Source organism: Dactylosporangium sp. NPDC051087, assembly GCF_055586325.1.
This window is the reverse complement of the sequence record NZ_JBVJIJ010000021.1, coordinates 25,744-48,881: the sequence shown is the minus strand read 5'-3', so window position 1 is coordinate 48,881 and position 23,138 is coordinate 25,744. Positions and strand designations below refer to the sequence as shown.

Annotated in this window: 20 protein-coding genes and 1 other RNA gene; 12 read left to right on the top strand and 9 right to left on the bottom strand. The window is 70.0% G+C overall.

The features are described 5' to 3' along the window. The first annotated feature begins 16 nt into the window (after positions 1 to 16). Entirely contained in the window at positions 17 to 1,642 is a 1,626-nt protein-coding gene (locus ACZ6TV_RS35165) for a hypothetical protein (RefSeq protein ID WP_465302144.1), read from the top strand. Positions 1,643 to 1,727: 85 nt separating this feature from the next. On the opposite strand, the gene ACZ6TV_RS35160 is transcribed toward ACZ6TV_RS35165, so the two are convergent. Continuing rightward, complete coding sequence (locus ACZ6TV_RS35160; RefSeq protein ID WP_465302142.1) at positions 1,728 to 3,737, bottom strand: glycoside hydrolase family 6 protein; 2,010 nt, start codon at positions 3,735 to 3,737, stop codon at positions 1,728 to 1,730. 307 nt (positions 3,738 to 4,044) lie between these two features. Here ACZ6TV_RS35160 and ACZ6TV_RS35155 point away from each other — a divergent pair, with 307 nt between their 5' ends. From ACZ6TV_RS35155 to ACZ6TV_RS35130, 6 genes are all read left to right on the top strand, one after another. Beyond that, positions 4,045 to 4,650 carry a pentapeptide repeat-containing protein gene (locus ACZ6TV_RS35155; protein WP_465302140.1) on the top strand — a complete coding sequence of 202 codons (606 nt, stop codon included), beginning with the start codon at positions 4,045 to 4,047 and terminating at the stop codon, positions 4,648 to 4,650. A gap of 1,253 nt (positions 4,651 to 5,903) precedes the next feature. Further along, a complete protein-coding gene (locus tag ACZ6TV_RS35150; RefSeq protein ID WP_465302138.1) occupies positions 5,904 to 6,425 on the top strand; it encodes a SigE family RNA polymerase sigma factor in 522 nt (173 codons plus the stop codon). After that, on the top strand, positions 6,422 to 7,621 hold the full coding sequence (locus tag ACZ6TV_RS35145) for a hypothetical protein (protein WP_465302136.1): 1,200 nt from the start codon (positions 6,422 to 6,424) through the stop codon (positions 7,619 to 7,621). The genes ACZ6TV_RS35150 and ACZ6TV_RS35145 overlap by 4 nt, the downstream gene beginning before the upstream one ends. Before the next feature lie 46 nt (positions 7,622 to 7,667). Next, positions 7,668 to 8,651: an aldo/keto reductase gene (locus ACZ6TV_RS35140; RefSeq protein ID WP_465302134.1), complete on the top strand. Its 984-nt coding sequence runs from the start codon at positions 7,668 to 7,670 to the stop codon at positions 8,649 to 8,651. Positions 8,652 to 8,693: 42 nt separating this feature from the next. Beyond that, positions 8,694 to 9,188, top strand: a complete 495-nt coding sequence (locus ACZ6TV_RS35135; RefSeq protein WP_465302132.1) for an RNA polymerase sigma factor — start codon at positions 8,694 to 8,696, stop codon at positions 9,186 to 9,188. Then, positions 9,178 to 10,452 carry a WD40 repeat domain-containing protein gene (locus ACZ6TV_RS35130; RefSeq protein WP_465302130.1) on the top strand — a complete coding sequence of 425 codons (1,275 nt, stop codon included), beginning with the start codon at positions 9,178 to 9,180 and terminating at the stop codon, positions 10,450 to 10,452. Before ACZ6TV_RS35135 ends, ACZ6TV_RS35130 begins: the two co-directional genes overlap by 11 nt. Before the next feature lie 99 nt (positions 10,453 to 10,551). On the opposite strand, the gene ACZ6TV_RS35125 is transcribed toward ACZ6TV_RS35130, so the two are convergent. Both ACZ6TV_RS35125 and ACZ6TV_RS35120 read right to left on the bottom strand, forming a co-directional pair. Beyond that, the gene (locus ACZ6TV_RS35125) at positions 10,552 to 11,064 is read right to left on the bottom strand and encodes a hypothetical protein (RefSeq protein ID WP_465302128.1); all 513 of its coding nucleotides are present in this window, start codon (positions 11,062 to 11,064) and stop codon (positions 10,552 to 10,554) included. A 79-nt stretch (positions 11,065 to 11,143) separates the two neighbouring features. Then, a complete protein-coding gene (locus tag ACZ6TV_RS35120) occupies positions 11,144 to 11,986 on the bottom strand; it encodes a DUF5937 family protein (RefSeq protein ID WP_465302126.1) in 843 nt (280 codons plus the stop codon). An 18-nt stretch (positions 11,987 to 12,004) separates the two neighbouring features. Here ACZ6TV_RS35120 and ACZ6TV_RS35115 point away from each other — a divergent pair, with 18 nt between their 5' ends. After that, entirely contained in the window at positions 12,005 to 13,078 is a 1,074-nt protein-coding gene (locus tag ACZ6TV_RS35115) for a hypothetical protein (protein ID WP_465302124.1), read from the top strand. Between the two features lie 213 nt (positions 13,079 to 13,291). Here the strand turns inward: ACZ6TV_RS35115 and ACZ6TV_RS35110 are convergent, their stop codons facing one another. Continuing rightward, entirely contained in the window at positions 13,292 to 13,900 is a 609-nt protein-coding gene (locus ACZ6TV_RS35110) for a DUF5317 family protein (protein ID WP_465302122.1), read from the bottom strand. Between the two features lie 293 nt (positions 13,901 to 14,193). Here ACZ6TV_RS35110 and ACZ6TV_RS35105 point away from each other — a divergent pair, with 293 nt between their 5' ends. Next, positions 14,194 to 16,101 (top strand): MSCRAMM family protein, encoded by a 1,908-nt coding sequence (locus ACZ6TV_RS35105; RefSeq protein ID WP_465302120.1) that lies wholly within the window; start codon positions 14,194 to 14,196, stop codon positions 16,099 to 16,101. A gap of 132 nt (positions 16,102 to 16,233) precedes the next feature. After that, positions 16,234 to 17,295 (top strand): hypothetical protein, encoded by a 1,062-nt coding sequence (locus tag ACZ6TV_RS35100; protein ID WP_465302118.1) that lies wholly within the window; start codon positions 16,234 to 16,236, stop codon positions 17,293 to 17,295. A 128-nt stretch (positions 17,296 to 17,423) separates the two neighbouring features. Here ACZ6TV_RS35100 and ACZ6TV_RS35095 read toward each other — a convergent pair whose 3' ends face one another. Both ACZ6TV_RS35095 and ACZ6TV_RS35090 read right to left on the bottom strand, forming a co-directional pair. Beyond that, complete coding sequence (locus ACZ6TV_RS35095; protein WP_465302116.1) at positions 17,424 to 18,041, bottom strand: hypothetical protein; 618 nt, start codon at positions 18,039 to 18,041, stop codon at positions 17,424 to 17,426. A 258-nt stretch (positions 18,042 to 18,299) separates the two neighbouring features. Continuing rightward, a complete protein-coding gene (locus tag ACZ6TV_RS35090) occupies positions 18,300 to 18,875 on the bottom strand; it encodes a Uma2 family endonuclease (RefSeq protein WP_465302114.1) in 576 nt (191 codons plus the stop codon). 399 nt (positions 18,876 to 19,274) lie between these two features. Between ACZ6TV_RS35090 and ACZ6TV_RS35085 the strand changes: the two genes are divergently transcribed. Then, a complete protein-coding gene (locus ACZ6TV_RS35085) occupies positions 19,275 to 19,535 on the top strand; it encodes a type II toxin-antitoxin system Phd/YefM family antitoxin (protein WP_465302112.1) in 261 nt (86 codons plus the stop codon). Then, complete coding sequence (locus ACZ6TV_RS35080; protein ID WP_465302110.1) at positions 19,532 to 19,903, top strand: type II toxin-antitoxin system VapC family toxin; 372 nt, start codon at positions 19,532 to 19,534, stop codon at positions 19,901 to 19,903. Before ACZ6TV_RS35085 ends, ACZ6TV_RS35080 begins: the two co-directional genes overlap by 4 nt. An 842-nt stretch (positions 19,904 to 20,745) precedes the next feature. Here the strand turns inward: ACZ6TV_RS35080 and ssrA are convergent. The 3 genes from ssrA to smpB form a co-directional block, all read right to left on the bottom strand. Beyond that, positions 20,746 to 21,120: a transfer-messenger RNA gene (ssrA, locus tag ACZ6TV_RS35075) on the bottom strand. Positions 21,121 to 21,187: 67 nt separating this feature from the next. Then, on the bottom strand, positions 21,188 to 22,561 hold the full coding sequence (locus ACZ6TV_RS35070) for an SRPBCC domain-containing protein (RefSeq protein ID WP_465302108.1): 1,374 nt from the start codon (positions 22,559 to 22,561) through the stop codon (positions 21,188 to 21,190). 69 nt (positions 22,562 to 22,630) lie between these two features. Then, positions 22,631 to 23,110: an SsrA-binding protein SmpB gene (smpB, locus tag ACZ6TV_RS35065; protein WP_465302106.1), complete on the bottom strand. Its 480-nt coding sequence runs from the start codon at positions 23,108 to 23,110 to the stop codon at positions 22,631 to 22,633. Positions 23,111 to 23,138: the final 28 nt, after the last annotated feature.

Below are 23,138 nucleotides of genomic sequence, written 5' to 3'. Positions count from 1 at the left end.
TAGGAGAGGCAGAACCATGCACGACCTGAGCTTCCGGTGGCCGCACCCGCGTTTCGCCACCCCGCTCGGCCCGGTCAGCGTCCGCATCCACACCGGCGAGAACGTGTACGGGCTCGACCCCGACCGCGTCCAGGTCTCGCTGGACGGGACCACCACGACGATCGTCTCCGAGGGCCTCACCTGGGCCGGCGGTCAGCAGACCGGCCCAGGTAGGGCTGTGGTCCGGATCCTTCAAAACGAGGGTATCCGGGTCGAGGTGCGCGCCGAGCACCTCGACGGGGTCCGCTGCGTGGCCGTGGTCCTGCACGACCAGCCGACCGGCGACGTGACCGCGCTGCGCGAGGGTGACCTGCCGGTGCCGGTCACCGGACGGGTCGTGACGTATCCCAACGGCTGGTTCGACCTGGCCACGCCGCTGCTCGGGCTGCGCCGGCCGGACGGCACCGTCATGGTCGCGCGCAGCCTCGACCGGCAGGTGCGCGGCAAGCGCTTCGCGGTGGTGCCGCACTTCGCCGACCCGTCGGTCTGCGACTTCGAGCTCATCGCCGACGCCGACGCCACGTGCCCGTCCGCCTCGCTCGACGTGCCGCCGTGGCAGCTCGTCCGCACCGGGGAGCTGGCGCCGGTACTGGCGGCGCACACCGCCCACATCCGCGACGCGTACGCGCTGCCGACGTGGGAGGAACGCACGGACGTACCGGACTGGCTGCGGCGGACCGCGCTGGTCGTGTCGCTCAACGGCATGCACTTCACCGGCCGGGTCTTCCTCGACTACGACGGCATGCTCGACACCCTGCGCCGGCTGTCGGAGCAGATCGAGCCCTCCCGGATCCTCGCGTACCTGCCCGGCTGGGAGGGGCGCTACTACCGCTGGTACGGCCGCTTCGACGTGGACGAGCGGCTCGGCGGCGAGGCCGGCTTCCGGCGCCTCGTCGACGGCGCGCACGAGCTCGGCGCCCGGGTCATGCCGATGTTCGGCGCCAACGTCGCCGCCCGCGACCTGCCCGGCTTCGAGACCTGGGCGGCGCCCGGGCAGCTGCTCAACCCGAGTGGGCACATGCCGATCGGCTCGGTCGACTGGGACGCCTCCCGGCACTTCGACCACAGCTGGGGCGCGCTGATCAACCCGTCGTACGAGCCGTGGCGGCGGCACCTCGCGCAGCAGATCGTCCGGCTGTACCGGCGCTTCGGCTTCGACGGGGCGTTCCTGGACATCTCCGCGATGTACAACAACGACCCGCGGGGCGGCACGACCGAGGGTATGCGCGCGCTGGTGGAGCTGATCCGCGCCGAGTGCCCGGACCTGCTCATCGCCGGCGAGGCCTGGTTCGACGCACTCGGCGGCATCATCCCGCTGGTACAGGCGGGGCATCGCGACACCGTGCCGACCCTGCACGACCAGCCGGACCCGGCGCTCTTCAACGGCACCAACCGGTCCTTCGGTCACGTGTGCCTGGGTGACCCGGCGCACGGCTCGACCGGCGTGCACGAGGCGGGCTACAACCCGCACTGGCGGCTCCCGGTCCGCGAGGGTGTGATCCCCACGCTGACCGTCGTCGACGACACCCTCGACCTGGCCTCGGAGCGGGTTTCCCTGATCGTCCAGGACGCCCACGAGTACGCGGCGAAGTTCTTGCAATAGCTTCCCGGTGGCGGCCGGGAATGTGAGGGCGGCGGCGCGGCTTGAGCAACCGCGCCGCCGCTTTCTTGCTGCTTACCGGGCCGTATTACAGGGCCGGGTAGGCGTTCTGCATCAGCTGCTGGAACTGGGCCGAGAACCAGGCACCGGAGACCGGGGCGTTGGGCAGGGCACCGCTCATGCTGTTGCCGTTGCGGCCGTTACCGGTGTACGTCGGGTCGCACATCCCGTCGAAGCCCTTGCCGCCCGGGTTGTTCGGGCCGGTGGGGATCAGCGAGCTGGAGCCGTCGGACTCGCCCGGGGGCTTGATCCAGACGTACGCGTCGATGCCGGCGGCCGGGGTGGCCCGCGGACGCTCGCCGAGACCGGCACCGGACTGGTTGCACCAGTTACCGGCGTGGATACGACGGTCGATACGCGACGCGTTGACCCAGGTGTTCATGTCGGTCGAGGTGCTCGCCGCGGTCGGACGGGCGGAGCCGCCCCAGCCGTTGCGGGAGGTGTCGATCAGCATGCCGATGTTGGCGTTGAAGCCGAGCGAGACCAGCTTGGTGCGGAACGCCTGGGCGAACGTGAGCTCGTCGGTGTAGTAGTTCCAGTCGACCCACTTGGACTGCCGGACCGACTGACCGCCGACGGTGGCGCCGATGGTGACGAACGGCTCGGTCAGCGCCGAGTAGTTCGCGGTGTTGGTGATGAAGCCGTCAACCGTGCTGAAGCCACCGGTGGCACCCTGCACCGTGGTGGCGAACAGCTGCGCGGCGGGGCCGAAGTTGCTGTCCCAGCCGAGCCAGCCGTGGTGGGCGGCGTCGATGTAGTTGTACGTGTTGCTGCCGGCCGCACGCAGCTTGCTCAGGGCGTACTGGATGCCGGTGGAGTAGTTGCCGTTGGCCTTCATGACCGCGCAGGCCGCGGTCGCGCCGGCCTCGCCGCCCGCGTTGGTGACGATGTTCGGCAGCGAGTCGATCTCGATGATGTTGACGATCCGGATCGACGCGTACTTCGGGTCGGCCTCGATCGCGGCGATCGGGTCGATGTACTCGGTCTTGTACCGGTCGATCTCTGTCGGGCCGAGCTCGCCGTTGGAGGCCAGCGCGGCGCAGTCACGGCCGGGCAGGTTGTAGATCACGAACTGCGCGAGCGTGGCACCCTGGGCGAGCGCGTTGTCGAGGTGCTTGCGCATGCTCGTGGTGTAGCCCGAACCGGCCGGCGCGGCGATCGCGGCGATCGTGTCGAGCCAGACACCGGTCGGCTGGTTGGCGATCCGGCTACCGCCGGCCTCGGCCGAGGCCTTCGCCGACCAGTCCGGGTTCACGTAGACCTTGGCGCCGACGTACGGGTTGTCGACGTGGCCCGGGTTCGTGCCGCCGGTGGTCACCGTGATCGGCACCGCGGTGCTGGTGGCCGTCGCGTTCGCGGCGTTGAACACCTTCGCGGACAGCGAGTACGAGCCGGCGGCGACGTTCGCCCAGCTGTAGGTGTACGGCGAGCTGGTGTCGGTGCCCAGCAGCGTCGTGCCGTTGTAGAACTCGACCTTGCTGACGGTGCTGCCGGGGGCGGTCGCGGTCGCGGCCAGGCTCACCGTGGCGGGCGCGGTGAACGAGGAGCCGGACGACGGGCTCGTCAGCGTCACGGTCGGCGCCGTCGGGTTCTGCGACGTCGACTGCGACGGGGTCGGGCTGGTCGTGGTGGTGCCGCCGGTGCACGCCGTGCCGTTCACCGTGAAGTTGGTGCCGGCGGGGTTGGCACCGCTCCAGCTGCCGTTGAACCCGAACGAGATCGTGCCGCCGGTGGCGACGCTGCCGTTGTAGCTCAGGCTCGTGGCGTTGACGTGCACGCCCGACTGCGTCTTGTTGGCGTTCCAGATCTGCGAGATCGTCTGGGACGCGTTGCCGAAGTCCCAGCCGACGTTCCAGCTGGTGAGCGGGTCGCCGAGGTTCGTGACGTCGACCTGGGCGCCGAAGCCGCCGGGCCACTGGTTGGTGATCGTGTACTTGGCCGAGCATCCGGCCGCCGCGAACGCCTGGTTGGCGATCACGACGGCACCGCCGGTTGCCGCCAGCGCGACAGCCGATATGAGGGCGAGCTTGCGCCTCATCGAGTCTCCTTACATCGGTGAACTGCGGTTATGCGTGATGACAGTCCGTACGGGCGCAGTACCGCGTCAAGGAGCCCGCTCATCGGCATGCCGTCTACCTCGTGCGAAGACGGAAAAAGGTCTGAAACTTTCGCTGCGCACCCGCGTTCCAACCGCGCGCCCTTGTCCCTGGGACAAGGACCGGCTCTCACCCCGGAAAACCCGTCCGACCAGGCATTGCACGGCAACCGGGCGACCCGGTCATGTCCCTGGGTCGTTTCTTGTCGTACCCGGGTGAGAGGGTGGGCGGAGAGTCGAGGAGGCAGGCATGGCAGGGCGGAGCATCGCGACCCACACGACGATCTACGACGAGGACTGGACCGACCACAACGCGGTCGGCCTGGAGCACTCAGGCGTGGCGTTCGTCGACGTCGACATGTGCGAGGCGACCAACGAGCGGTCGGTCTTCACCGAGTGCACGTTCACCAACGTCAGGTTCAACTGCTCCGTGCAGACCGACGTCGCGTTCCTCAACTGCCAGTTCGTCGGTTGCAACTTCTTCGACGCCACCTTCACCCGCTGCAAGCTCGTCGGCAGCGCCTTCGACCGCTGCACGTTCGAGCTGCTGAAGGTCGAAGAGGGCGACTGGTCCTTCGTCGCCATGCCCGCCGCAAGACTCGGCAGCGCCGAGTTCACCGGCGTGCGCATGCGCGAGGCGGACCTGACCGCCGCCAACTGCGAGGGCGGCACGTTCCGCGACGTCGACCTGTCCGGCGCCTCCCTGCAGAAGGCCGACCTCACCCGCTGCGACCTGCGCGGCAGCGACCTCTCCGGCCTCGACCCCACGACCACCGAGCTCCGCCAGGCCATCATCACCGCCGACCAGGCCACGATGATCGCGATCGCACTGGGCCTGGACGTCCGCCCCGCCTGACCCCCACCGTCACCCGCTGTCGGGGCGGGCTGTTTCCCACTCGGGCTGACGGCTTTCCGCTGCCCGGTAACCGGCTCCCTACCAGGGCTTTGTCTGACGCAAATCCCGCTGCGTTCCCCGGCAGCTCGCCCGGCTCTTCCTCAGCGCCCGCCCTGACGCCGGCTTCTTCGACCGCTTCGTTGCCTCCATCGCCCGCGTCGTGCATCTGGCCACCGCACTACCTCGCCCCTCAACGCCCGGCCTGGCACCGTTCCCGTTCCCCCGCCCCGTTTTCTGTCCGCCGCCCGCCTGGTGACGCCCGGCGAGAGCACTGCTTCGCCCCCGACGCCCGGCCTCGCGCCGCTCCCGTTCCACCGCCCTGTTTCCGGCGCTTCGACCGACCGCCCTGACGCCGGTTCCCCTACACCGCAACGCTTTCCGTCCACCACCCGACTCGTGACGCCCCGACGAGAGCAGTGCCTCGTCCCCGACGTCCGGCCCCTTCAAGTGGTCCCGTCCACCGCCACCGCCCGCTCTTGACGCCAAGCCAGAACTCGCCGCCCGTTCCGCCGCCTTGCTTCCCCTCCACCATCCGGATCCGGCGTCCCGCCTGACCGCCTCTCCCGCCCGGTCTGACCTTCGCAATTCGTCCTCCGCCCAGCTCCCTCACCCACCGCGCTCCCTCAGCCGCCCAGCTTTGACCGCCGCTCCCGTTCCACCGCTTCGCTTCCTGTCACGGTCCCGTATCCCAGCGCCGACCTTGACGCCACCATCCTCCGCTGCCAGACAACGGCGGTTTCGCTTCCACCGCGACGTTTTCCTCCGCCACTCGGTCTGACCGCTGCCGCCTGCCGCAGGTCGGTCTAGCCGGCGCATCCTTTTCGCCGCCCGCTTGACCGCCACTTCCCCTCCACCGCCCGGCTTGGCTGCGCTCCCCTACGCCGTCCCATTTCCGGTCCCGATGGGCCGCTGCCGTACAACGCTCGCTCCCCTGTGCGCCCGCTTCCCCTCCGACACGCCGGCGCCCCGTGGCTTGGCGCCCGTGCCTGGTGGCCGCGCTCCTTCACCGCCTGGCCGATGCTGCCTCCCACCACCCAGGTCAATCGCTGTCACGGGTCTGAGCGCCGTTTCGCTTCCACCGCGACCCTTTCTCGCCATCGCCCGCTACCTCCATGGCCGGCGCCGCGGATCGCCGGGTCAGGCGTGCAACCTGGGCGGGGGCGGGATGCGTTGAAGTCGGGACATGCAGGCGGAGGCGGGCGGAGGCGCGGGGGATGCGGGCTGAGGCGCAGCGGGAGTACGTCGAGTACGTGACCGGCGCGATGCCGGCGCTGCGCAGGCTGGCGTACGTCCTGTGCGGGGACGAGCACCGCGCCGACGATCTGGTGCAGCAGGCGATCACCAAGTTGTACATCAGCTGGCAGCGGATCAGGGACGTCGAGCATCTGGACCAGTACGTGCGGACGATGGTCGTGCGAGGGTTCATCGACGAGCGGCGGCGGTCGTGGTTCCGGGTGGGGCTGACGGGCACGCCGCCGGAGGCGGTGGATCCGGCCGGTTCGGTGGAGGGGAGGGTCGAGGAGGCGATCGTCCTGCGGGCCGCGCTGGCGAAGGTGCCGCGGCGGCAGCAGGCGGTGCTCGTCCTGCGGTTCCTGTGCGACCTGCCGGTGGACGAGGTCGCCGCGATGCTCGGGTGTTCGGCCGGGACGGTGAAGAGCCAGACCGCGCGGGGGTTGGCGACGTTGCGCAGGTATGTCGAGCAGGCCGATCTGACGGACACGCGGAAGGGACGATGACGGTGGAATTCGACGAGCAGGACGGTGCGACGCTGCTGCGGCCGCTCGCCGGCGCGCAGCCGGCCAGGGCGTCCACTGTGGACATCGCCAGGGCGGTCGCGGACGGCGACCGGCATCACCGCCGGGTGCGGCTGGCCGGGTCGGCGGGCGCCGGCGCCACGGTCGTCCTCGTGGCGGTCGCGGGCTGGACGGCCGTGGCGGACCATCCGCGGCAGGAGAACGATCCCCTGCAGGCGGTCCCCAGCACGACCGGGAGCGTCACGGGCAGCGGCGCCTGCACGGTGCGGCGGCTCGCGTCGCCCGGGGGCGAGGGGCCGAAGGCGGTGGTCAGCGGGTCCGATCCGACCGGCAGGTACATCCTCGGGCGCACCTATCCCAACGGGAAACCGTCCACAGTGGTGTGGGACGACCTGACGGTGCGCAAGGTGCCCATGCCAGGCGACGACCCGATGTTGTACGACGCGACGTCCGCCGGTGTCTTCGTCGGTGCCAGTTTCACCGGCGGCGACACGACCTCGGCGTGGGTCTACAAGGGCGGGAAGTTCACCAAGCTCGCGGGTGCGGACGCCGAGGCGCTCGCCGTCAACGAGCGGGAGGTCATCGTCGGATCGGTGCAGGGCAGGCCGGCGATGTGGGCGTCGCCGGGGGCGCAGCCGACGATGCTGGCGATGCCGGGCAAGGGCATGACGGGCAAGGCGTCCGGGATCGACGAGGACGGCACCGTGGTCGGCACGCTGGAAGGTGGCGAGGCGAAGGGCGGCCGGGCCTACACGTGGTCGCCGGCGGGCGCCGTACAGCAGCTGCCGCCGCCGAAGGTGAAGGACCAGCCCGCGAGCGTCTACCACGCGAAGGTGATCCGGGACGGCTGGGTCGTCGGGTGGGCCGCGTACGACGAGCCGGGCAGCGGCGCGCGGTGGATCGGTGCGCCGAGGTGGAACCTGCGCACCGGGCACATGGACACGACGGACGGCCTGCTGTGGGTGATCAACGCCCAGGGCAGCGTCGCCGGCGCGCAGACGATCGTCGGCGCCGACGGCACGGTGCGGAGGCTGCCGCTGCCGGACGGGTTCGACGAGCGGACCGCGTCGCTCAACGTCGAGGTGCTCAGCGACGACGGGACGATCGCCGCCGGGTACCTGTCCGGCAGGAACAGCGACATGACCACGCAGCCGGTGGCCGTCGCCTGGCGTTGCTAGAAGGACTGTTGACCTGGAGCGCGCTCCAGCTGGCAGCCTGAGCGGCATGACGGAAACGAGGAAACTGGGCCGCAGCGGCATCGAGGTCAGCGCTCTGGGGATCGGCTGCTGGGCGATCGGCGGGCCGTTCTGGGCCGGTGACCGGCCGCTCGGCTGGGGCGAGGTCGACGACGACGAGTCGATCCGCGCGATCCGCAGGGCGCTCGACCTCGGCGTCACGTTCTTCGACACCGCCAACGTCTACGGCGCCGGGCACAGCGAGCGGGTGCTGGAGAAGGCCCTGAAGGGCCGGCGGGACGAGGCGGTCATCGCCACGAAGTTCGGCGGCACGTTCGACGAGGAGACCAAGCGCGTGGGGCCCGACGACGGCTCGCCCGAAGGACTCGGGCGGGCCGTCCGCGAGTCGCTGCGGCGGCTCGGGACGGACTTCATCGACCTGTACCAGCTGCACATCAACGCTCTGCCGATCCCGCAGGCACTGGAGCTGATCCCGGCGCTCGAGCAGCTCGTCGAGGACGGTCTCGTCCGGGCGTACGGCTGGAGCACCGACTTCCCGGAGCGGGCGACCGCCTTCGCCGAGGCCGGCGTGCACTGCGCCACGATCCAGGCGGACCTTTCGGTGCTGCGCGGGTCGTTCGGGGTCATCCCGGTCGCCGACGCGCACGACCTGGGCGTGATCATCCGCGGGCCGCTCGCGATGGGGCTGCTCAGCGGCAAGTACACCGCCGAGTCGAAGCTGCCCGAGGACGACATCCGCGGGCTCAGCCCCGAATGGATGACCTACTTCAGCGACGGGCGGCCGGCGGCGGAGTTCCTGAACAGGATCGACGCGGTCCGCGACGTGCTGACGTCCGGCGGCCGCACCCTCGCCCAGGGCGCGCTCGCGTGGCTTTGGGCGTACAGCGGCCGGACCGTCCCGATCCCCGGCTGCCGCACGGTCGCGCAGGTGGAGGAGAACGCCGGCGCGCTCGCCCACGGGCCGCTCAGCGCGTCCGAGCTCGCCGACGTGGAAAAACTCATGGGCCGTTGACGGAACCGGCGCGGTCACCTGTGCGCCTGCACGATTGTGACCGTGGCGACTGACGATCCCGTCCCGGGAGGCCCTGGGTTCGACCCCGAGGCCTTCCGGGAGGTGTACGCCGTACACTACGCGCCGCTCGTCCGGCTGGCGTACCTGACGACGGGCAGCCTCGCCGCCGCCGAGGACGTCGCGCAGGAGGCGTTCATCGAATGGTTCCGCCGCGGCGATCAGGTCCGCGAGCCGGTGCCGTTCCTGCGCCGGGCGGTCGTGTCACGGTGCACGTCCTGGGTGCGCCGCCGCAGGCTGGAGCGCCGCCACGCGACCGTCACCATCGAGCCGGTCACCCATCCCGACGCTGACACCGAGGTCGTCCGCGCCGCGCTGCACAAACTGTCGCCGCGCCAGCGCGCCGCCGTCTTCATGCGGTTCTACCTCGACCTGCCGGAGGCGCAGATCGCCGCGGCACTCGGCTGCCGCCCCGGCACGGTCAAGTCGCTGCTGCACCGCGCGCTGACCGCGATCAAGGAGGACCTCGATGTCTCCTGACCCGCAGGCCCGTATCGGCGCGGCCGTCCGGTCCCTCGCCGACGAGGTCCACGTCGACGCGCCCGACCTGGCGTCGCTCCTGGACAAAGCGCGGCGGCCCGGCCGGTGGCGTCCGCTGCTCAGTGCTCTGGGGGTTCTGGGTGTACTGGCAGCGGCGGCGCTCGGTCCCGGGCTGCTGGCGCAGCCGGCGGCCCCCACCGGCGGGACGGTCCTGCCGACCCGCCTCGCGGGCCTGTCGCTGCTGACCGCGGCGGTGTCGGACGCGCCCGCCGGGCCGGCCCTCCTCGCATACGCGCAGGGCGCCAACGGCCCGCGCTGGCTGCACACCCTGCAGACGGTCGTCCTGAGCACCGACGGCCACACGTACCGGCGGCTCGACGAGGCCGAACGGCGCGGCGGCCCGGCCGAGTTCGGCACCTGGCAGGACGCGCCGGTGCTGCTCGCGCCGGACGGGTCGCGGATCGCGGTCGGCAGCGTCGAACCGCGCGCGGACGTCGCCGTCGTGGACCTGCGCACCGGCCGGACCAGCACCTACCGCGCCGGCGCGACGGGGATCGTCCGCCCCCTGGCCTGGTCGCCGGACGGCACCCGCCTCGCGTACCTGACCGGCGACACCGACTCCGCCGTCCTCGACATCACCACCGGCGCCTCGACCGCGCTCCCGGCACTCGCGACGGCCGCCGCGTTCTCGCCCGACGGCCGGCGGCTCGCCGTGCAGGGCCTGCCCGAGACGGAGGTCGAGCCGCGGCGGCCGGTCAGGATCGTCGACCTCGACGGCGGCGGCCCACCCACCGAGCTCACCGAGGTCGGGTTCGGGGTCGTCATCGCCGGGTCCGGCGCGTGGTCGCCGGACGGCCGGTGGATCGCCGTCGCCGACAACGCCGCCTCCGGCAAGCTCGACTGCACGATCACCTTCCTGCCGGTCGACCCGGCGGAGCGCAACCCACCGGAGCGGATCGCCACGGCGGAGCAGATCGCGCTGCTCGGCTGGGCGGCCCCGGACCGGCCGCTGGTCACCCAGGGCGGCGCCACCGGGCGCCGCACGATCAGCGGACCGGACCTGCGGCCGCTCACCACCGCCGACGGTTCCGACACCTACGACCTGCAGGCCGCGACCGCGCTGCTGCCGGGGGCGCGGGTGGCCGACGCCGGCGGCCCGTCCCGCGGCCCGTGGCCGGTGTGGCTGAGCCTCGCCACGGCCGCGGCCGCGCTGACCGTCGCGGGTCTCGGCTGGCTGCTGTGGTCCCGCCGCCGGCGGCACTGAAGACCCCGGGACGTCCGAACTGCGTCCCGGGGTCGGCCTCAGGTGTCGTTGAACTGGATCTACCGGGCGCTCTCGCAGCCCTTCGCGCCGCTGGTACCGCTAGGCGAGGGTCTCGCAGAGGTTCTCCATCGTGCCGAGCTGGACGGGCACCTCGCGGCTGCCGTCCGGGTGCCGGATGACGACGAAGTCGCCGCGGGTGATGTAGTCCCCGCCGGGGAACCCGACGTTGGACGCCTTGATCGGCAGGGCGTTGTGCCCGTTCAGCTGCGAGATCCGGGTGCCGTCCGGCAGGTAGTACACGCGGATGGTGCCGGTGGCGTCGCGGACCACCGACTTGTGGTTGCTCGTGTTGGTGTAGCGGATGACCAGTACGCCGGCGAAGTCCTGGACCTTCGGCGAACCGTCCGGATAGGTGGCGGGCGTCCGCATCTTCTCCCGGTCCCGGACGATGTCGCCCTTGACCTCGAACGAGCAGACGTCCCCCGCCGGGATGACGAACGGCGGCGTGCTCGTCGGCTCCCACCCGCCGTTGCCCGGGCCGGACGCGGCCGCCGTGCCCGCCGTCACCGCCACGATCGCCGCCGCCAGAACAAGTGTCCTCACCACGCGCATGTGGTGTCTCCCCTCAGGTCCGATGTGCTGTCCCGGACATGGTGGGCTCGGTCGATGCGGCGGCTCCACGATTCGGCTGTCACCGAATCGTCGACGCGGCTCCCAGCAGATCGGTGCCGAGGGCGGTGCGCTGGTACAGCACCTGCCGCCCCGACTTCCGTGACGCGACGAGCCCCGAGCGGCGCAGGACGGACAGGTGCTCACTGACCGACGCCGCGCTCAGCCCCAGGTCCCGGGCGACCTGCGTGGTGGACAGCGGAAGGTCGAGCGTCGCCAGCAGCGCCGCCCGGCTGCGCCCGAGCAGGTCCGCGACCGGCGGCGCCGGCGCCCGCGCCGAGCTGTCCCACACCTGCCCGACCCCGCGCGGCCCGTAGATCAGCGTCGGCCGCTGCGGGCTCGTGTCCACCAGCAGCGACGGCCACGCGAACACGCACGGCACCAGCAGCAGCCCAGCCCCGTCGAGCCGGTTCCGCGACTCCCACGTGGGCCACAGGATCCGCAGCGCGTCCTCGTCGTACTCCAACTCCGGATGCAGGTTCCCCAGCACCCGCACGATCCCGCCGGAGGTCAGCTGGTCCGCCCGATACCCGACCTCCGCGTCGACCAGCCCCGCCAGCCGCGACCAGACCGGCGCGACCGCGGCCTGCCAGTACGCCTGTACCTCGGCCGCCAACCTCCCGAGCTGCCGCTCCGGGTCTTCGTAGAGCGCGACCAGCGCCGCCGGCAGCGCCCCGCTCCCCCGCAACAGATCCAGCTGCGCCCGCACCTCCCCATCAGGCGTGCTGCGCACCAGCCCCACCTCGTCGGCGAACCGCGTGTCCATCCGCTCCGGCGCCGGCATCAGGAACTCAGGGATGTACCGCCGGTCCGCGAGCAGCGCCCGCAGCATCTCCAGCCGCAACGACGACACGACCCCGCTCACCGACCGGACCCACGGCAGATGCATCCGAACCCGCTCGGCATGCCCGCCGACCCGCACACTGCTCACCAGCTCATGCATCGGCGACCGCGCGAACCGAATCCGCGCCAGGTCCCCCGGCTCGAACAACAGCTCGATCACCCAACCCACGATACCGATGAATCCGCAGCCCAGACCGCTCCCCAACAGTCGGAAAAGCGCCCCCGGCGGTGGTCGGCACGGGCGTCGATGCGGCGGCACGGTACGGTATGCGCGCTGCTAGGCAGATCGGAGGATCCGAATGCCTGCGGCATTCTCATCCGCACCACGAATCGCATCCGCGAGGAGGCCGAGCACACTGTGGACCACCAGATCTGGTTCGTGCTCGCCGTTCTCGTCGGCAATGGTGTCGGTTCCCTGCTGGCCGTGTTCTGCCTGATCCGGATGACCGACCAGCGGCAGACGGGACGCAGCCGCCTCCTGCTGGTGCTGGTGGCGTCGTGGGCACTGGTCGAGACGGCGCGCGACGACATGCTCTTCGTCGCCGCCACCGCCATCCACATGAGCGACTACCAGGTCCACTTCTTCCTGGCCCCGAGCATGATCCTGACCGTCCTCGCGGTCGCGTTCACGGCCGGCGTCCTGTGGCTGGTCGCCAAGCATCCCCATCCAGCACGGGCAGCCGCCGCAGGAACGGCGATCGGCCTGCTGCTGGGCGTGATGAGCCTGCAGGCGGCACTCGCCGGGCGTACCGGATCGGCCCTGTCGATCGACATCTTCAACTCCGTGGTGGTCACCGCCGGGCTCGGCGTCGCGACCGGCATCTCGGTGTGGCTGGGCACCGGAGCCACTCGCCGGTCCGCCATCGCGACCGCCGTCACGCTGCTGGCAATCTGTTTGACGATCGCGCAGTACCGGATCGCCAACGTGGTGACGACGGATCCGTCCATCCCGGTCGACAGCAACGCCGGCATCGACCCGATCCAGCTGGGCGTCTTCACCGCGGTCGCATTCGGAGTCCGAGCCATCGCGCTCACCGTCATGAGCATCATCGACGAGGGCCGCGCGGAGCTCACACCGGAGCAGGAGCCGGTCGCCACCCGCGACCGGACCTGATTCCCGCTGTTCTGGCGCACGCGAACGTGCGCCAGAACGATTGGACTTCCAGGTCAGTGCGGCGAATCGAACGGCGCCATCAGTGCGTATACGGCGACTGCGACGGTGGACGCTGAGACGGCGGCCATCCAGAGCTTCGCCCGCAACGACTTCGACATTGTGATCACCTCCCCGTTGGCGATGTTGACGCAGGTTTCCCACCTCGGGAAACCGCTAAGCGGTCAACGCCGACTCCTCACCGACCGATGGTGCGGCGGCGGATCGACGGGCCGGCGCGGCCGTGAGGGTGACCAGCACCCAGGTACCGCCGAGCAGCATCAACAGGTCGCCGATGCTGACGACACGCTGCAGGCCGGGCACCGGGATGAGATCCGAGAACACCTTCAGCCTGGTGTCCGAGGTGAGCCGCGGGTGACCGAGCTTGGGCGTGACGATGTCCGGCTCGGAAAAGCCCGCGCTCCTGGCGGCGGTCGCCGAGAACGGCATGCCACCGTTGAGCGCCACGGTCAACGAATTGAGGCTGAAGCCCAGCACGAGGATCGCAAGGCCGAGCCGGGCCACGCGACGCATGGCGCCGACGTTGACCACGGCGAAGAGCATCGCCAGCAACCAGGTGGCCAGCACCGGCCACAGGCCCTTGAGCGGGGTCAACACGGGCGCCGCCCAGTCAGGGTCGGACACGCGGACGAACTGCACGGCGGCGGCCAACCAGACCAACCACACGTGGCGGAGCCGCTGGAGCGGGATGCCTCGTACGCCACCGTTTCGCACGACGACGATGAGGGCCGCGACAACGAGCGGGAGCGCCATCAACACGAGCATGCGCGGACCCGGCATCACTGCCCCCGTCCCAGACTGATCGACGCTTGCCACAGTCAGTCTGCTACGCCCTCGAAGATCGATACCAGCCGATAGTCAGAAGCGCGACGAAATGGAGCGCAGACATTCGCACGACGCTGGCCGGGCTTCTGCAGCCAGCCGGCCGGGCCGATGGTCCGTCCCCACCCGCCGGGCGACAGTAGGGCATGATCGACGGGCGTGATTCCTCGGCCGAGGGTGCCGCTCTGCCCGACGCGGGACGTATCCGAACCACCCCATCCCATTCAGGAGCGGACATGCGAAAGCATGCACTGCGCCGCACCCTGCTCTACGCAGCGGTGACGGCAACCACGATCGCCGGTGCGGCGGTCTCCAGCACGCCGGCGCACGCCGCGACCGGCACAAGTGTCATTGCGGGCGACGTCATCATCGTGGGCGCGGGAGCCACGGTGGTGGACGACCAACTGCCGACCGGGACGATCTCCGGCAGCCTGCTGAACCGGGACGGCACGCCGACCTGGGCATACCTCACGGTCTTCGACAGCGCCGCGCAGAACTTCATCACCAGCGTCAGCGTGCCGTCCAGCGGCGCGTTCACGCTCGATCTGCCGGCCGGCTCGTACAAGCTCAACTACCGGGTCCGCGGCGCGTTCGACCAGTGGTCGGGCGGGAAGACCTCCTACGAGACCGCCGTACCCGTCGAGGTGACCGCCGGCCAAGCGGTGCAGGTCGTGGAGACCGTGCTGCCGACGGGTTCGGTCGGCGGACAGCTGACCGACGCCGACGGCAGCCCGGCGGCGAACGTGAGCGTCACCGCCAACCAGCTCGATGGCAACGGCGGCTCGGGCTGGACGACCACCGGCGCCGACGGGCGGTATCGCATCGACGACCTGATGCTCGGCGAGTACGTCGTCGCGTTCGCCGGGCCCGCGGGCGTCACACAGTACGCGCACGGCAAACTCGACAGCGCTGCGGCCGACCGGTTCACGGTGACCGACGGCCGGCTGACCACGGTCGACGAGACATTTCTGCCGACCGGCGCGATCCGGGTCGTCGCGCACGACGCCACGACCGGCGAACCGCTGGAGCACTTCTGCGTATGGGCGACGAACACCGACAACGTCAGAGGCTGCGCCACGGGTACCGAGTTGCTGGTCACCGGCCTCTTCGTCGGCACGTACACGCTCAACGTCAACATCGACGACCGCCTCCACCTGACGGTGCCCTACACGCCGGTCACGGTCGCCGCCGGGCAGACCGCGACGATTGACGTGGCCATGCGCCAGGGCGCGTCGATCACCGCCACCATGGTCGACCGCGACGGCGGCACCGCGGTCGACGGCTGCGTCGGCGTAGCGAACATCGACCAGCCCTACGGCTACGACCCGTACGGCTTCTGCTCGGACGAGGGTCCGGGCCCGACGCCGGGCTCGGTGGTGATCGGTCCGCTGGAGCCCGGCACGTACCAGCTGCTCGCCGACCCGCGCGGCGACGCACTCGGCCTGCAGTGGGTCGGCGCGGCCGGCGGCACCGGCGACCGCGACGCCGCCCAGCGGTTCACGGTCGCGTCCGGAGACCAGATCACCACGCCGACCATCCAGTTCGACCGGGCCGGCACGGTCCGCGGCAAGGTGACCGACGTCAACACCGCCGCCCCGGTCGCAGGCGCCTGCGTCTCAGTCGTCGCCCTGTCGCACGGCTTCGCTCCCCAGGGCGGCTGCGCATTCTCGACCGGCGCCGACGGCACGTACAGCATCCCGGGCGTCGGCCCGTACGCATGGCCGGTGCAGTTCATCGGCCGTGGATACCAGTGGCGCTGGTCCGGCAACGCGGTGAACCGCCCCGAGGCGACGAAGGTGACGGTGCCCGCCGGCAAGAAGGTCGCCGCGAACATCAAACTGCGCACCGGCGGCGGCACGCTCACCGGCACGGTCCACGACACGGCCGGCAACCCGCGCAACGCGTTCCTGGTCGCGTACGACGCACTGTCCGGCGAGGCGCTCCACTCCGGGGACAGCAACAACCAGTACAGCAACCCGCCCATGACGTTCACGATCACGAACATCGCGCCGCAACAGATCAAGATCTTCTACCAGTTGCCCGACGGCCGCAGCGGCTGGGTCGGCGGTGCCGACCTCGCACACGCCCAGACGTACCAGATCCGGAACAACAGGACCCTGACCGTCGACGTCATCGTCCCGTAGCGACGCCGGCCGGGGCCCGCCACGGCGGACCCCGGCTCCGACACCCGGACCGGTAGGACCCGGGACGGCGTCTAGGGGCCTACTTGAACCCGGCGGATTGGTCCGCTCTCGGCGGACGGCTAGTGTCGCCGCGTGGTCAGTGAGCATGTGTGGGAGCGCATACCGGTTGCCTTCTTGAACTGCGTCACGTCGAGCCCCTCAGGCGAGATGGCACACGCGGTGTCCCGCAAGGCGACCTTGTGCGGCATCCCCCTGCGCCGCGTGGACCAGGCACCCGGCTTCTTCGCTCCCGACACCGAGTCGGCGTGCGCACGCTGCGTGGAGCGTGCCGCCGCCACGCCGCCCCGACCGTCCCCGCAGGAGAGGCTGTACCGCAAGATCGTCACTGCGGATGCCGGCCCACTGCGCGACGAATTGATCGAGGCCCTCAAGAAGGGCGCACCGGTCCACCCATGGATTCTTGGGGCGTCCGCTGACGTCATCCGGTCATCAGCCAGGCTCCATCAGGCGATCGAGGGTGGCAGTCAAGCCCGCACGGCCTTGCAGACCGAGGGCCGGTTCGGGATGGCGGAGGTGGTCACAGATTCGTGGCGGTTCGTCGCGATCATTCCCATGAACTCGCGTCCGGTGATCGTCCGCCGGCCAGGACGACGTAGCGCCGCACCCGAACGCCCCGGCTGGTCCTTTGCAGACGCCCGTGAACCGGCCTGGTTCGCTGCCGGCCTCGCACCAGGCGCAACACCGGACGGAACGGAGCATGCGGTCGACGGCGACACGACGCTGTGCGGCATCCCGGCGGCGCAGGTGACCGTCGTCCGTCACCTTTTCGCGGCGGAGCACCGATCGGCATGTTCCCGCTGCGCCGAACGCGCCGCCGCGGCCCCCACGCGACCAGGTGCCCAGGAACGGCTCCACGCCGCGATCGCAACCGCGGAGTCCGGGCCGCTACGAGATGAGCTGACCGCCGCGCTCAGCCGCGGCGCGGAGATCACGCTTTGGATCAACGGCACCGGCCCGGACCTGGCGAAGCACTACGCAAAGCTCGACGAGATCGACGAGAACCAGGCCGAGTTGATGGAGGCACTGGCGAACGGCGGGCATGTCGGCCTCGCTCACGTCCTCCACGGATCGTTGCGATCCACCGTCGTCCTCCGCGAAAACGGACGCCCCTTGATTGGTCGCGGCCCGACATAGCCGTGCAGCTCACCACGGATGATCGGCGCACGTGCCAATCCAACACATCCAGCCAGCAGCAACCACGTTCCGCCGTCCAGAGGTGGAGCTAACGATGGCCTACTGAACCCGGCCGACTGACTGACTTGTCACGTGTCATCCGCCGTGAGCCAGACCGGCAGCGGCGAGGACGGAAACACCACCGCGACATTGTCGGCGGACGGTTGCAGCTCCGTGCCAGTTCGACTGCTTTCTCCCAGAAGGAGGTTGACGTCGCCGCGGTCGTACCGAAGTGTCGCCCGACCACACCAGAACCCGCCGTCGGCCGGCGCGTAGTGCACCCGGACGTCAAGGACCGGTCGACCAACGAAGTCGGCCCAGCCACTCCGCGCCGTCACGTCCCACACCGCCACATCCGCTTCGGGTCGAACAGCGTTGCCGAACAGCGGCTGCTCCCAGAACACCAGCCCCTCGGTCCAACCAGGCGACTGCCAGGTAACGCTGAACACCCGGCCGTCGGCGCACTCGAACTCGACACCGTGGTCGACGGAGTCGAACCCATCGCATCGCCACGCCGGTCGCTCCCACTCCGCCTCGTCGACGATCCGGCGCGGACCCTCATGTTCGGCAGCCACCTCGTGACGGAAGTAGTCGATGTCGACGTATCGCACCGCGTGGACGAATGCGCCAACCATCCGCCGGGCGTGCCCCTCACGGGCATCGCGCTCGGCAACCGTACGGACGAACGACACCATCGGATCCGACACCGAGACATTGTCGACGGCATCGCGGCCGGCGCACCTGAAATTTCGTGGCATGCCAGAAAGCGACGTCGGCGCAGAACCCGGCAGGCCGGAACAACTCGGCGGCCCGACGTTGGGCGGGCTTCGCAGCCAGTCGGACAGGACGATGATTTTGAGGCGGTGTGGGTGGAGCGCAGCTCCCCCACTGGGGAGCACGAGCTTGCTCGTGCGGAGGAACCCGAACCGGTTCGGTGGAGCTGACACTGGCGCACTTGAACCCGCTCAGGTGAGGCGGCGAGGCACCCGGCGCAGCAGGTCGGCGGTGTCGATCTCGAACGTAAACGGCTCATCGACGGCGAGCACCTCGCCCGCCTTCGCGACCGCGTGCTCCGCATAGTGCGCACCGTCGAGCCGGAACAACCGCAGCGTCACAGAACCGGGCGGCTCCTGCTCCACGAGCAGGTAAAGATCGATTCCAGCCTTGGCGTACAGTTCCATCTTCACCAGGCGATCGGTCCCGGCGTTGCCCGGCGAAACGACCTCGCCGATCAGGACCACGTCGGGAGCATCGATCACCACACCGTCCTCGTCGGTGTCCGCCACGACAAGGTCCGGGATCATGATGCGTCCGCTCTGCAGCCGGACGTTGACCGCCTCCAGCGCGAGCAGTCCCGCATCGAACGCAGCCCGATCGAGCTCCACGAACAGCAGCGACGAAAGGCGCTGGTGCCGCTTGCTCGGCGCCGGGCTCACCAGCAGACTCCCGTCCAGCAACTCGATCCGGTCGACGGTCTCGCCGAGCGCAAGGTACTCGTCCTCACTCCACGGTCCTTCGTGTTCGAGCACGGCGACGCTCATCAGCTCACACACCTCCCGACGGATGCTCGTCACCAGCCTGCCATGCCAACCACTCAGCGGCGACGCACACGCCCTCAAGACTCACCCGAAACGATGGCCAACTAGTGGCCATATGCCAATTCGACAGCAGCGCAGTTACGGCCTGCCGAGCGAAGCCGCAGCAAAACTTCGTGACGCACACGAACGCTCATGCCGGGCGATCCGACCGCTCGAGACCCCGCCCGACCCAAGACCATGCGCAACCAGAGCGCGCCGCGACGGTCTTGAGGGGGTGCGGGTGGAGCGAAGCTCCCCCACTGGGGAGCGCCGGTGGAGCTGACGCTCGTCTACTTGAACCCGCCCGGTCCGATCCGCAGCTACGCCGGCCAGCTGGACTAAGCTGTTAGCTAAGGAGGTCCCATGTCAAGCGAAGCCGTCGTTCCACAGTTCAACATCCACGACGCGAAGACCAACCTCTCCCGAATCATCGACCGCGTGGAGCACGGCGAAGAGATCATCATCAGTCGCGCCGGTACGCCGGTCGCCAAGGTGATCCCGCTTCACCCACGCATCAAACGCGCTGGCCGAGGATCACTGACCGGCCAGCTCACCGTGAGTGACGATTGGGACTCGCAGGCCGTCAACGAAAGCATCGCCGACGACTTCGGCTTGACGCCGTGAGCCTCCTGCTCGACACCCACGTGGTGTTGTGGTGGCTCACCGATGACGAAACGCTTGCCGAAGAGGTCAAAGACCGCCTCGACCACGAACTCAATGTCTACATCAGCCCGGCCACCATCTGGGAAGTAGCCATCAAGCAGTCCATTGGCAAGCTGCAACCGGTGGACCTGCCAGAGCGCATCCGCGACAGCGGGTTCCGCGAGCTACCGATCACGTCTGCCCACGCCATCGCCGCAGGGCGCCTGCCCCTCATCCACCGCGACCCGTTCGATCGGATGCTCATCGCACAGGCCCAGCTCGAAGAACTCACTTTGGTCACCCGCGACGCCCACATCCACAAGTACGACGTCGACTTCCTCGCCGTCTGATTCCGCGCATGCCGAGCATGCGCCCGCAACACGACGCGCCACATTCGACCAGCGAGCCAGCGGCGACGCTCACAGGCGACGCACTCGACCTCGACCGACTGACAGTCGGGTGCCGAGCGGCGCGAAGGACCCTGATGAGTCTCATCGTGCGCCGATCATCGCTCAACACCCATGACAGCACTGCCAATCGCGAAAGCGGCACCAGCGCAAGCGCAACCCACGCCCCAGCGAAAACCGGCCCGACCACATCCATAATGCCGATGATCGGCCAGCCCGGGGGCCGCGGGAATACCGACTTACGGTCCGACTTGGCGTACCGACTTACGGTCCGACTTGCGCTCACCAGGGCAAACTGCAGCGATAAGCCAAAGATCACGTGGCCGACAGCGCGAACGAACGACCCTGGAGCGTCACATTGAGTGAGCGCGTTCAGAGCCGCAGACAACAACGGCGTCCCCGCCCGTCCGGAGCGAACTCGACACCATCGACGCCGCGAGCGGCCGCTACCACACGATGTGGCGACGCCCCTGGAACTGTCGTACTCCATCGTTAGCCTGACCTTAGCGCGTTCGGCAGAGAGCGAAGTTCGGCCAGACAGGCAACGTGCAGGACACAGGCCGCCCAGGGCGGGGTGACGCGGTGTGGAGCATTCGACAGCACAACCAACCAAGCCAGCGTGCCCCCGCGGAGAGGACGCGCTGCGACCAGTGGGCTCCGCTGCGGTTTTGAGGGGGTGTGGGTGGAGCGAAGCTCCCCCACTGGGGAGCACCGGCGAAGCCGGTGCGCGGGGAACACGACACCTCCAACGGCGGACGGCCCCTGCGTCAGCAGGGGCCGTCCAGAGGTGGAGGTGCCGGGAATCGAACCCGGGTCCTTCGTTGCTTTGCTAGGGCTTCTCCGAGCGCAGCTCGCTGTGTCTCTACTCGGCCCTACCGATCACGCGAGCGAGTCGGTATGACGGGTCCAGTCGCGATTGATCTCGCCGCACGAGCCCCGCGACAGGACTCGGTTGGCCAGCCTTCTAGCTGATGCCGGTGATCGGGTCGAAGGCGAACCCGGACCGACAGATCTACGACTCTTGCTTAGGCAGCGAGAGCGAGATCGGAGCGCTTGTAATTGGCGCTTATACTTTTCCGACGACTGATTCACGAGACAACGTCGGCTTCCTCGGCTCGCTTCCCCTAACGCGGCGCACAAAGTCGAAACCAGTCACCCCCGCGCGGGTGGTGTTGGCTGCCGCTCCCACGAGCGACTGATCCAGAGTAACGCGTCCCCGCCAGCTTTTCATCCCGATACCTGGGTGCACGGACGGGTGTCGATGGTGCAAGCGAGGGGGGTGTTGCGCATGCCCAGGCCCTGGACCTCGAAGCGGACGTTGACGGAGGCGCCGGCCGGGACGGTGCGGGTGCTGTCCACTGGGGTGAAGATCACCTGCAGGCCGGTGCGGGCCATGACGGCGCCGTCGACGTTGCGGACGGTGAGGTCGAGCAGGGGCAGGGTGATGGCGACCGTCCAGTCGGCGGCCGGGGTGGTGGCCGGGTTGGCGATGGTGACGGTCACCCGGTAGGAGGTCAGGGTGAGGTCTTCGGTGCGGGTCTGCGCGGTGAGCTGCGGCGCGGCGCTCGACGCGGGGACGGCCGAGCCGGACGGGGCGGCGGCGGGCGCGGAGCTCGCCGAGACCAGGGTCGGGCGCGGGGACCGTTCGGCGGGGGCGGCGGCCGGGAAGCTGGCCTGGAGCGGGCCTTCGACGCCGCCGCCGGTGCGTGGTGGCTTGGCCGGGTGCGGTGCGGTGGCCTTGCCGACGAGCAGGGCGATCATGGCCAGGAGCAGCAGGATCGCGGCCGCGGCGGCGACGGCCTGACTGCGCCGGTCCGCGGACCAGTCGCGCGCGGCGATCAGCCGCTGCAGGCCGCCGCGCATCCTGGCGAAGAGCGCCGGCGCGCCGGCCGCCGGCCGCGGCGACCGGTGGGCGGGCAGGGGGTCGCCGGTGCGGGCGGCGGGGATCACCGGCGGGGCGGGCACCGCGGCGACACCGGTCGCCTTGGCGCCCAGGACGGCGGCGGCGAAGCCCGGCATGGTCGTCGTCGGCCGCGGGCCCGCGGTGGAGGGCCGTTGCGAGCTGAGGCCCGGCGCGGACCGGCTCGGCGCGTTGGGCTGGCGTGGCAGCCGGTTGAACGGCCCGCCGTCGTTGCGCCGGACCACCGTCACCGGATCGGTGAGGGTCGCGGCGACGGGGGAAGCGGGTGGCGCCGCCTGCTTCGCCAGGGTGGCCGCGAGCGGGCCCTCGAACAGCCGCTGGAACGTCCCGCGCAACGTCCTGCGCCGCAGCGCCCCCTGCGGCCCCAGGAACCCGCTCTGCGTGAACGTCAGCCTGGTCCCGCCGGCGACCTCGTCGAGGACGATCGCGACGGCCGTGTGCAGGTTTTCCCCGGACCAGCGCATGACGATGCGGTGCGGCGCCTCGGTGGTGACGATCTCGCCCTCGATCGGGTCCTCGAGACCGGCGAGCGTGGCCGCCTGGAACGTGAACGTGCCGTCCTCGCGGACCATGAAGCGGGTCGTCGGCAGCCAGTCGGTGACGAGGTGGGCCTCGGTGAGCGCGCGCCATACCGCGGCGGGCGGGTGCTCGAGGTCGACATCGACCCGAATCTCGGTCACGCACGGACTATATGGCTTGTACGCATTGCTCGCCCGCCTGTCGGGCATTACTCAGCCAGCGGGGTCGATTTACTCGGTTCTGCCCTTGTTGCGGCTGCCCATGACGCGAGAGATCTCCCGCTCGGCGTCACGTTTCGCCAGAGTCTGGCGCTTGTCGTAGGACTTCTTGCCGCGGGCGATGCCGATCTCCACCTTGGCCCAGCCGTCGGCGAAGTAGACCGACAGCGGCACCAGGGTGAGGCCGCTCTCACGGACCTTCGTGCCGATGCGGTCGATCTCCTGGCGCTTCAGCAGCAGCTTCCGGACGCGACGGGGCGGGTGGTTGGTCCAGGTGCCCATCGTGTACTCAGGGATGTGCATCGCATGGAGGAACACCTCGCCGTCGGAGATCTGCCCGAAGGCGTCGACGAGCGAGCAGCGGCCGGCCCGCAGCGACTTGACCTCCGTGCCGGTCAGCGCGACGCCGGCCTCGATCGTCTCGAGGATCTCGTAGTCGTGGCGCGCCTTCCGGTTGGACGCGACGACCTTGCGTCCCTTTTCGCGCGGCATCGACCCCTCCAGCAATCTTGACAGGAGT

What these genes read in the sequence shown, in the direction of transcription:
- ACZ6TV_RS35125 (WP_465302128.1), bottom strand. Translation starts at nt 11,064, where the DNA reads ATGCGCGTGGTGAGGACACTTGTTCTGGCGGCGGCGATCGTGGCGGTG.
- ACZ6TV_RS35140 (WP_465302134.1), top strand. Translation starts at nt 7,668, where the DNA reads ATGACGGAAACGAGGAAACTGGGCCGCAGCGGCATCGAGGTCAGCGCT.
- ACZ6TV_RS35115 (WP_465302124.1), top strand. Translation starts at nt 12,005, where the DNA reads ATGCATCCGAACCCGCTCGGCATGCCCGCCGACCCGCACACTGCTCAC.
- ACZ6TV_RS35130 (WP_465302130.1), top strand. Translation starts at nt 9,178, where the DNA reads ATGTCTCCTGACCCGCAGGCCCGTATCGGCGCGGCCGTCCGGTCCCTC.
- ACZ6TV_RS35160 (WP_465302142.1), bottom strand. Translation starts at nt 3,737, where the DNA reads ATGAGGCGCAAGCTCGCCCTCATATCGGCTGTCGCGCTGGCGGCAACC.
- smpB (WP_465302106.1), bottom strand. Translation starts at nt 23,110, where the DNA reads ATGCCGCGCGAAAAGGGACGCAAGGTCGTCGCGTCCAACCGGAAGGCG.
- ACZ6TV_RS35155 (WP_465302140.1), top strand. Translation starts at nt 4,045, where the DNA reads ATGGCAGGGCGGAGCATCGCGACCCACACGACGATCTACGACGAGGAC.
- ACZ6TV_RS35105 (WP_465302120.1), top strand. Translation starts at nt 14,194, where the DNA reads ATGCGAAAGCATGCACTGCGCCGCACCCTGCTCTACGCAGCGGTGACG.
- ACZ6TV_RS35110 (WP_465302122.1), bottom strand. Translation starts at nt 13,900, where the DNA reads ATGCTCGTGTTGATGGCGCTCCCGCTCGTTGTCGCGGCCCTCATCGTC.
- ACZ6TV_RS35165 (WP_465302144.1), top strand. Translation starts at nt 17, where the DNA reads ATGCACGACCTGAGCTTCCGGTGGCCGCACCCGCGTTTCGCCACCCCG.
- ACZ6TV_RS35090 (WP_465302114.1), bottom strand. Translation starts at nt 18,875, where the DNA reads ATGAGCGTCGCCGTGCTCGAACACGAAGGACCGTGGAGTGAGGACGAG.
- ACZ6TV_RS35145 (WP_465302136.1), top strand. Translation starts at nt 6,422, where the DNA reads ATGACGGTGGAATTCGACGAGCAGGACGGTGCGACGCTGCTGCGGCCG.
- ACZ6TV_RS35150 (WP_465302138.1), top strand. Translation starts at nt 5,904, where the DNA reads ATGCGGGCTGAGGCGCAGCGGGAGTACGTCGAGTACGTGACCGGCGCG.
- ACZ6TV_RS35085 (WP_465302112.1), top strand. Translation starts at nt 19,275, where the DNA reads ATGTCAAGCGAAGCCGTCGTTCCACAGTTCAACATCCACGACGCGAAG.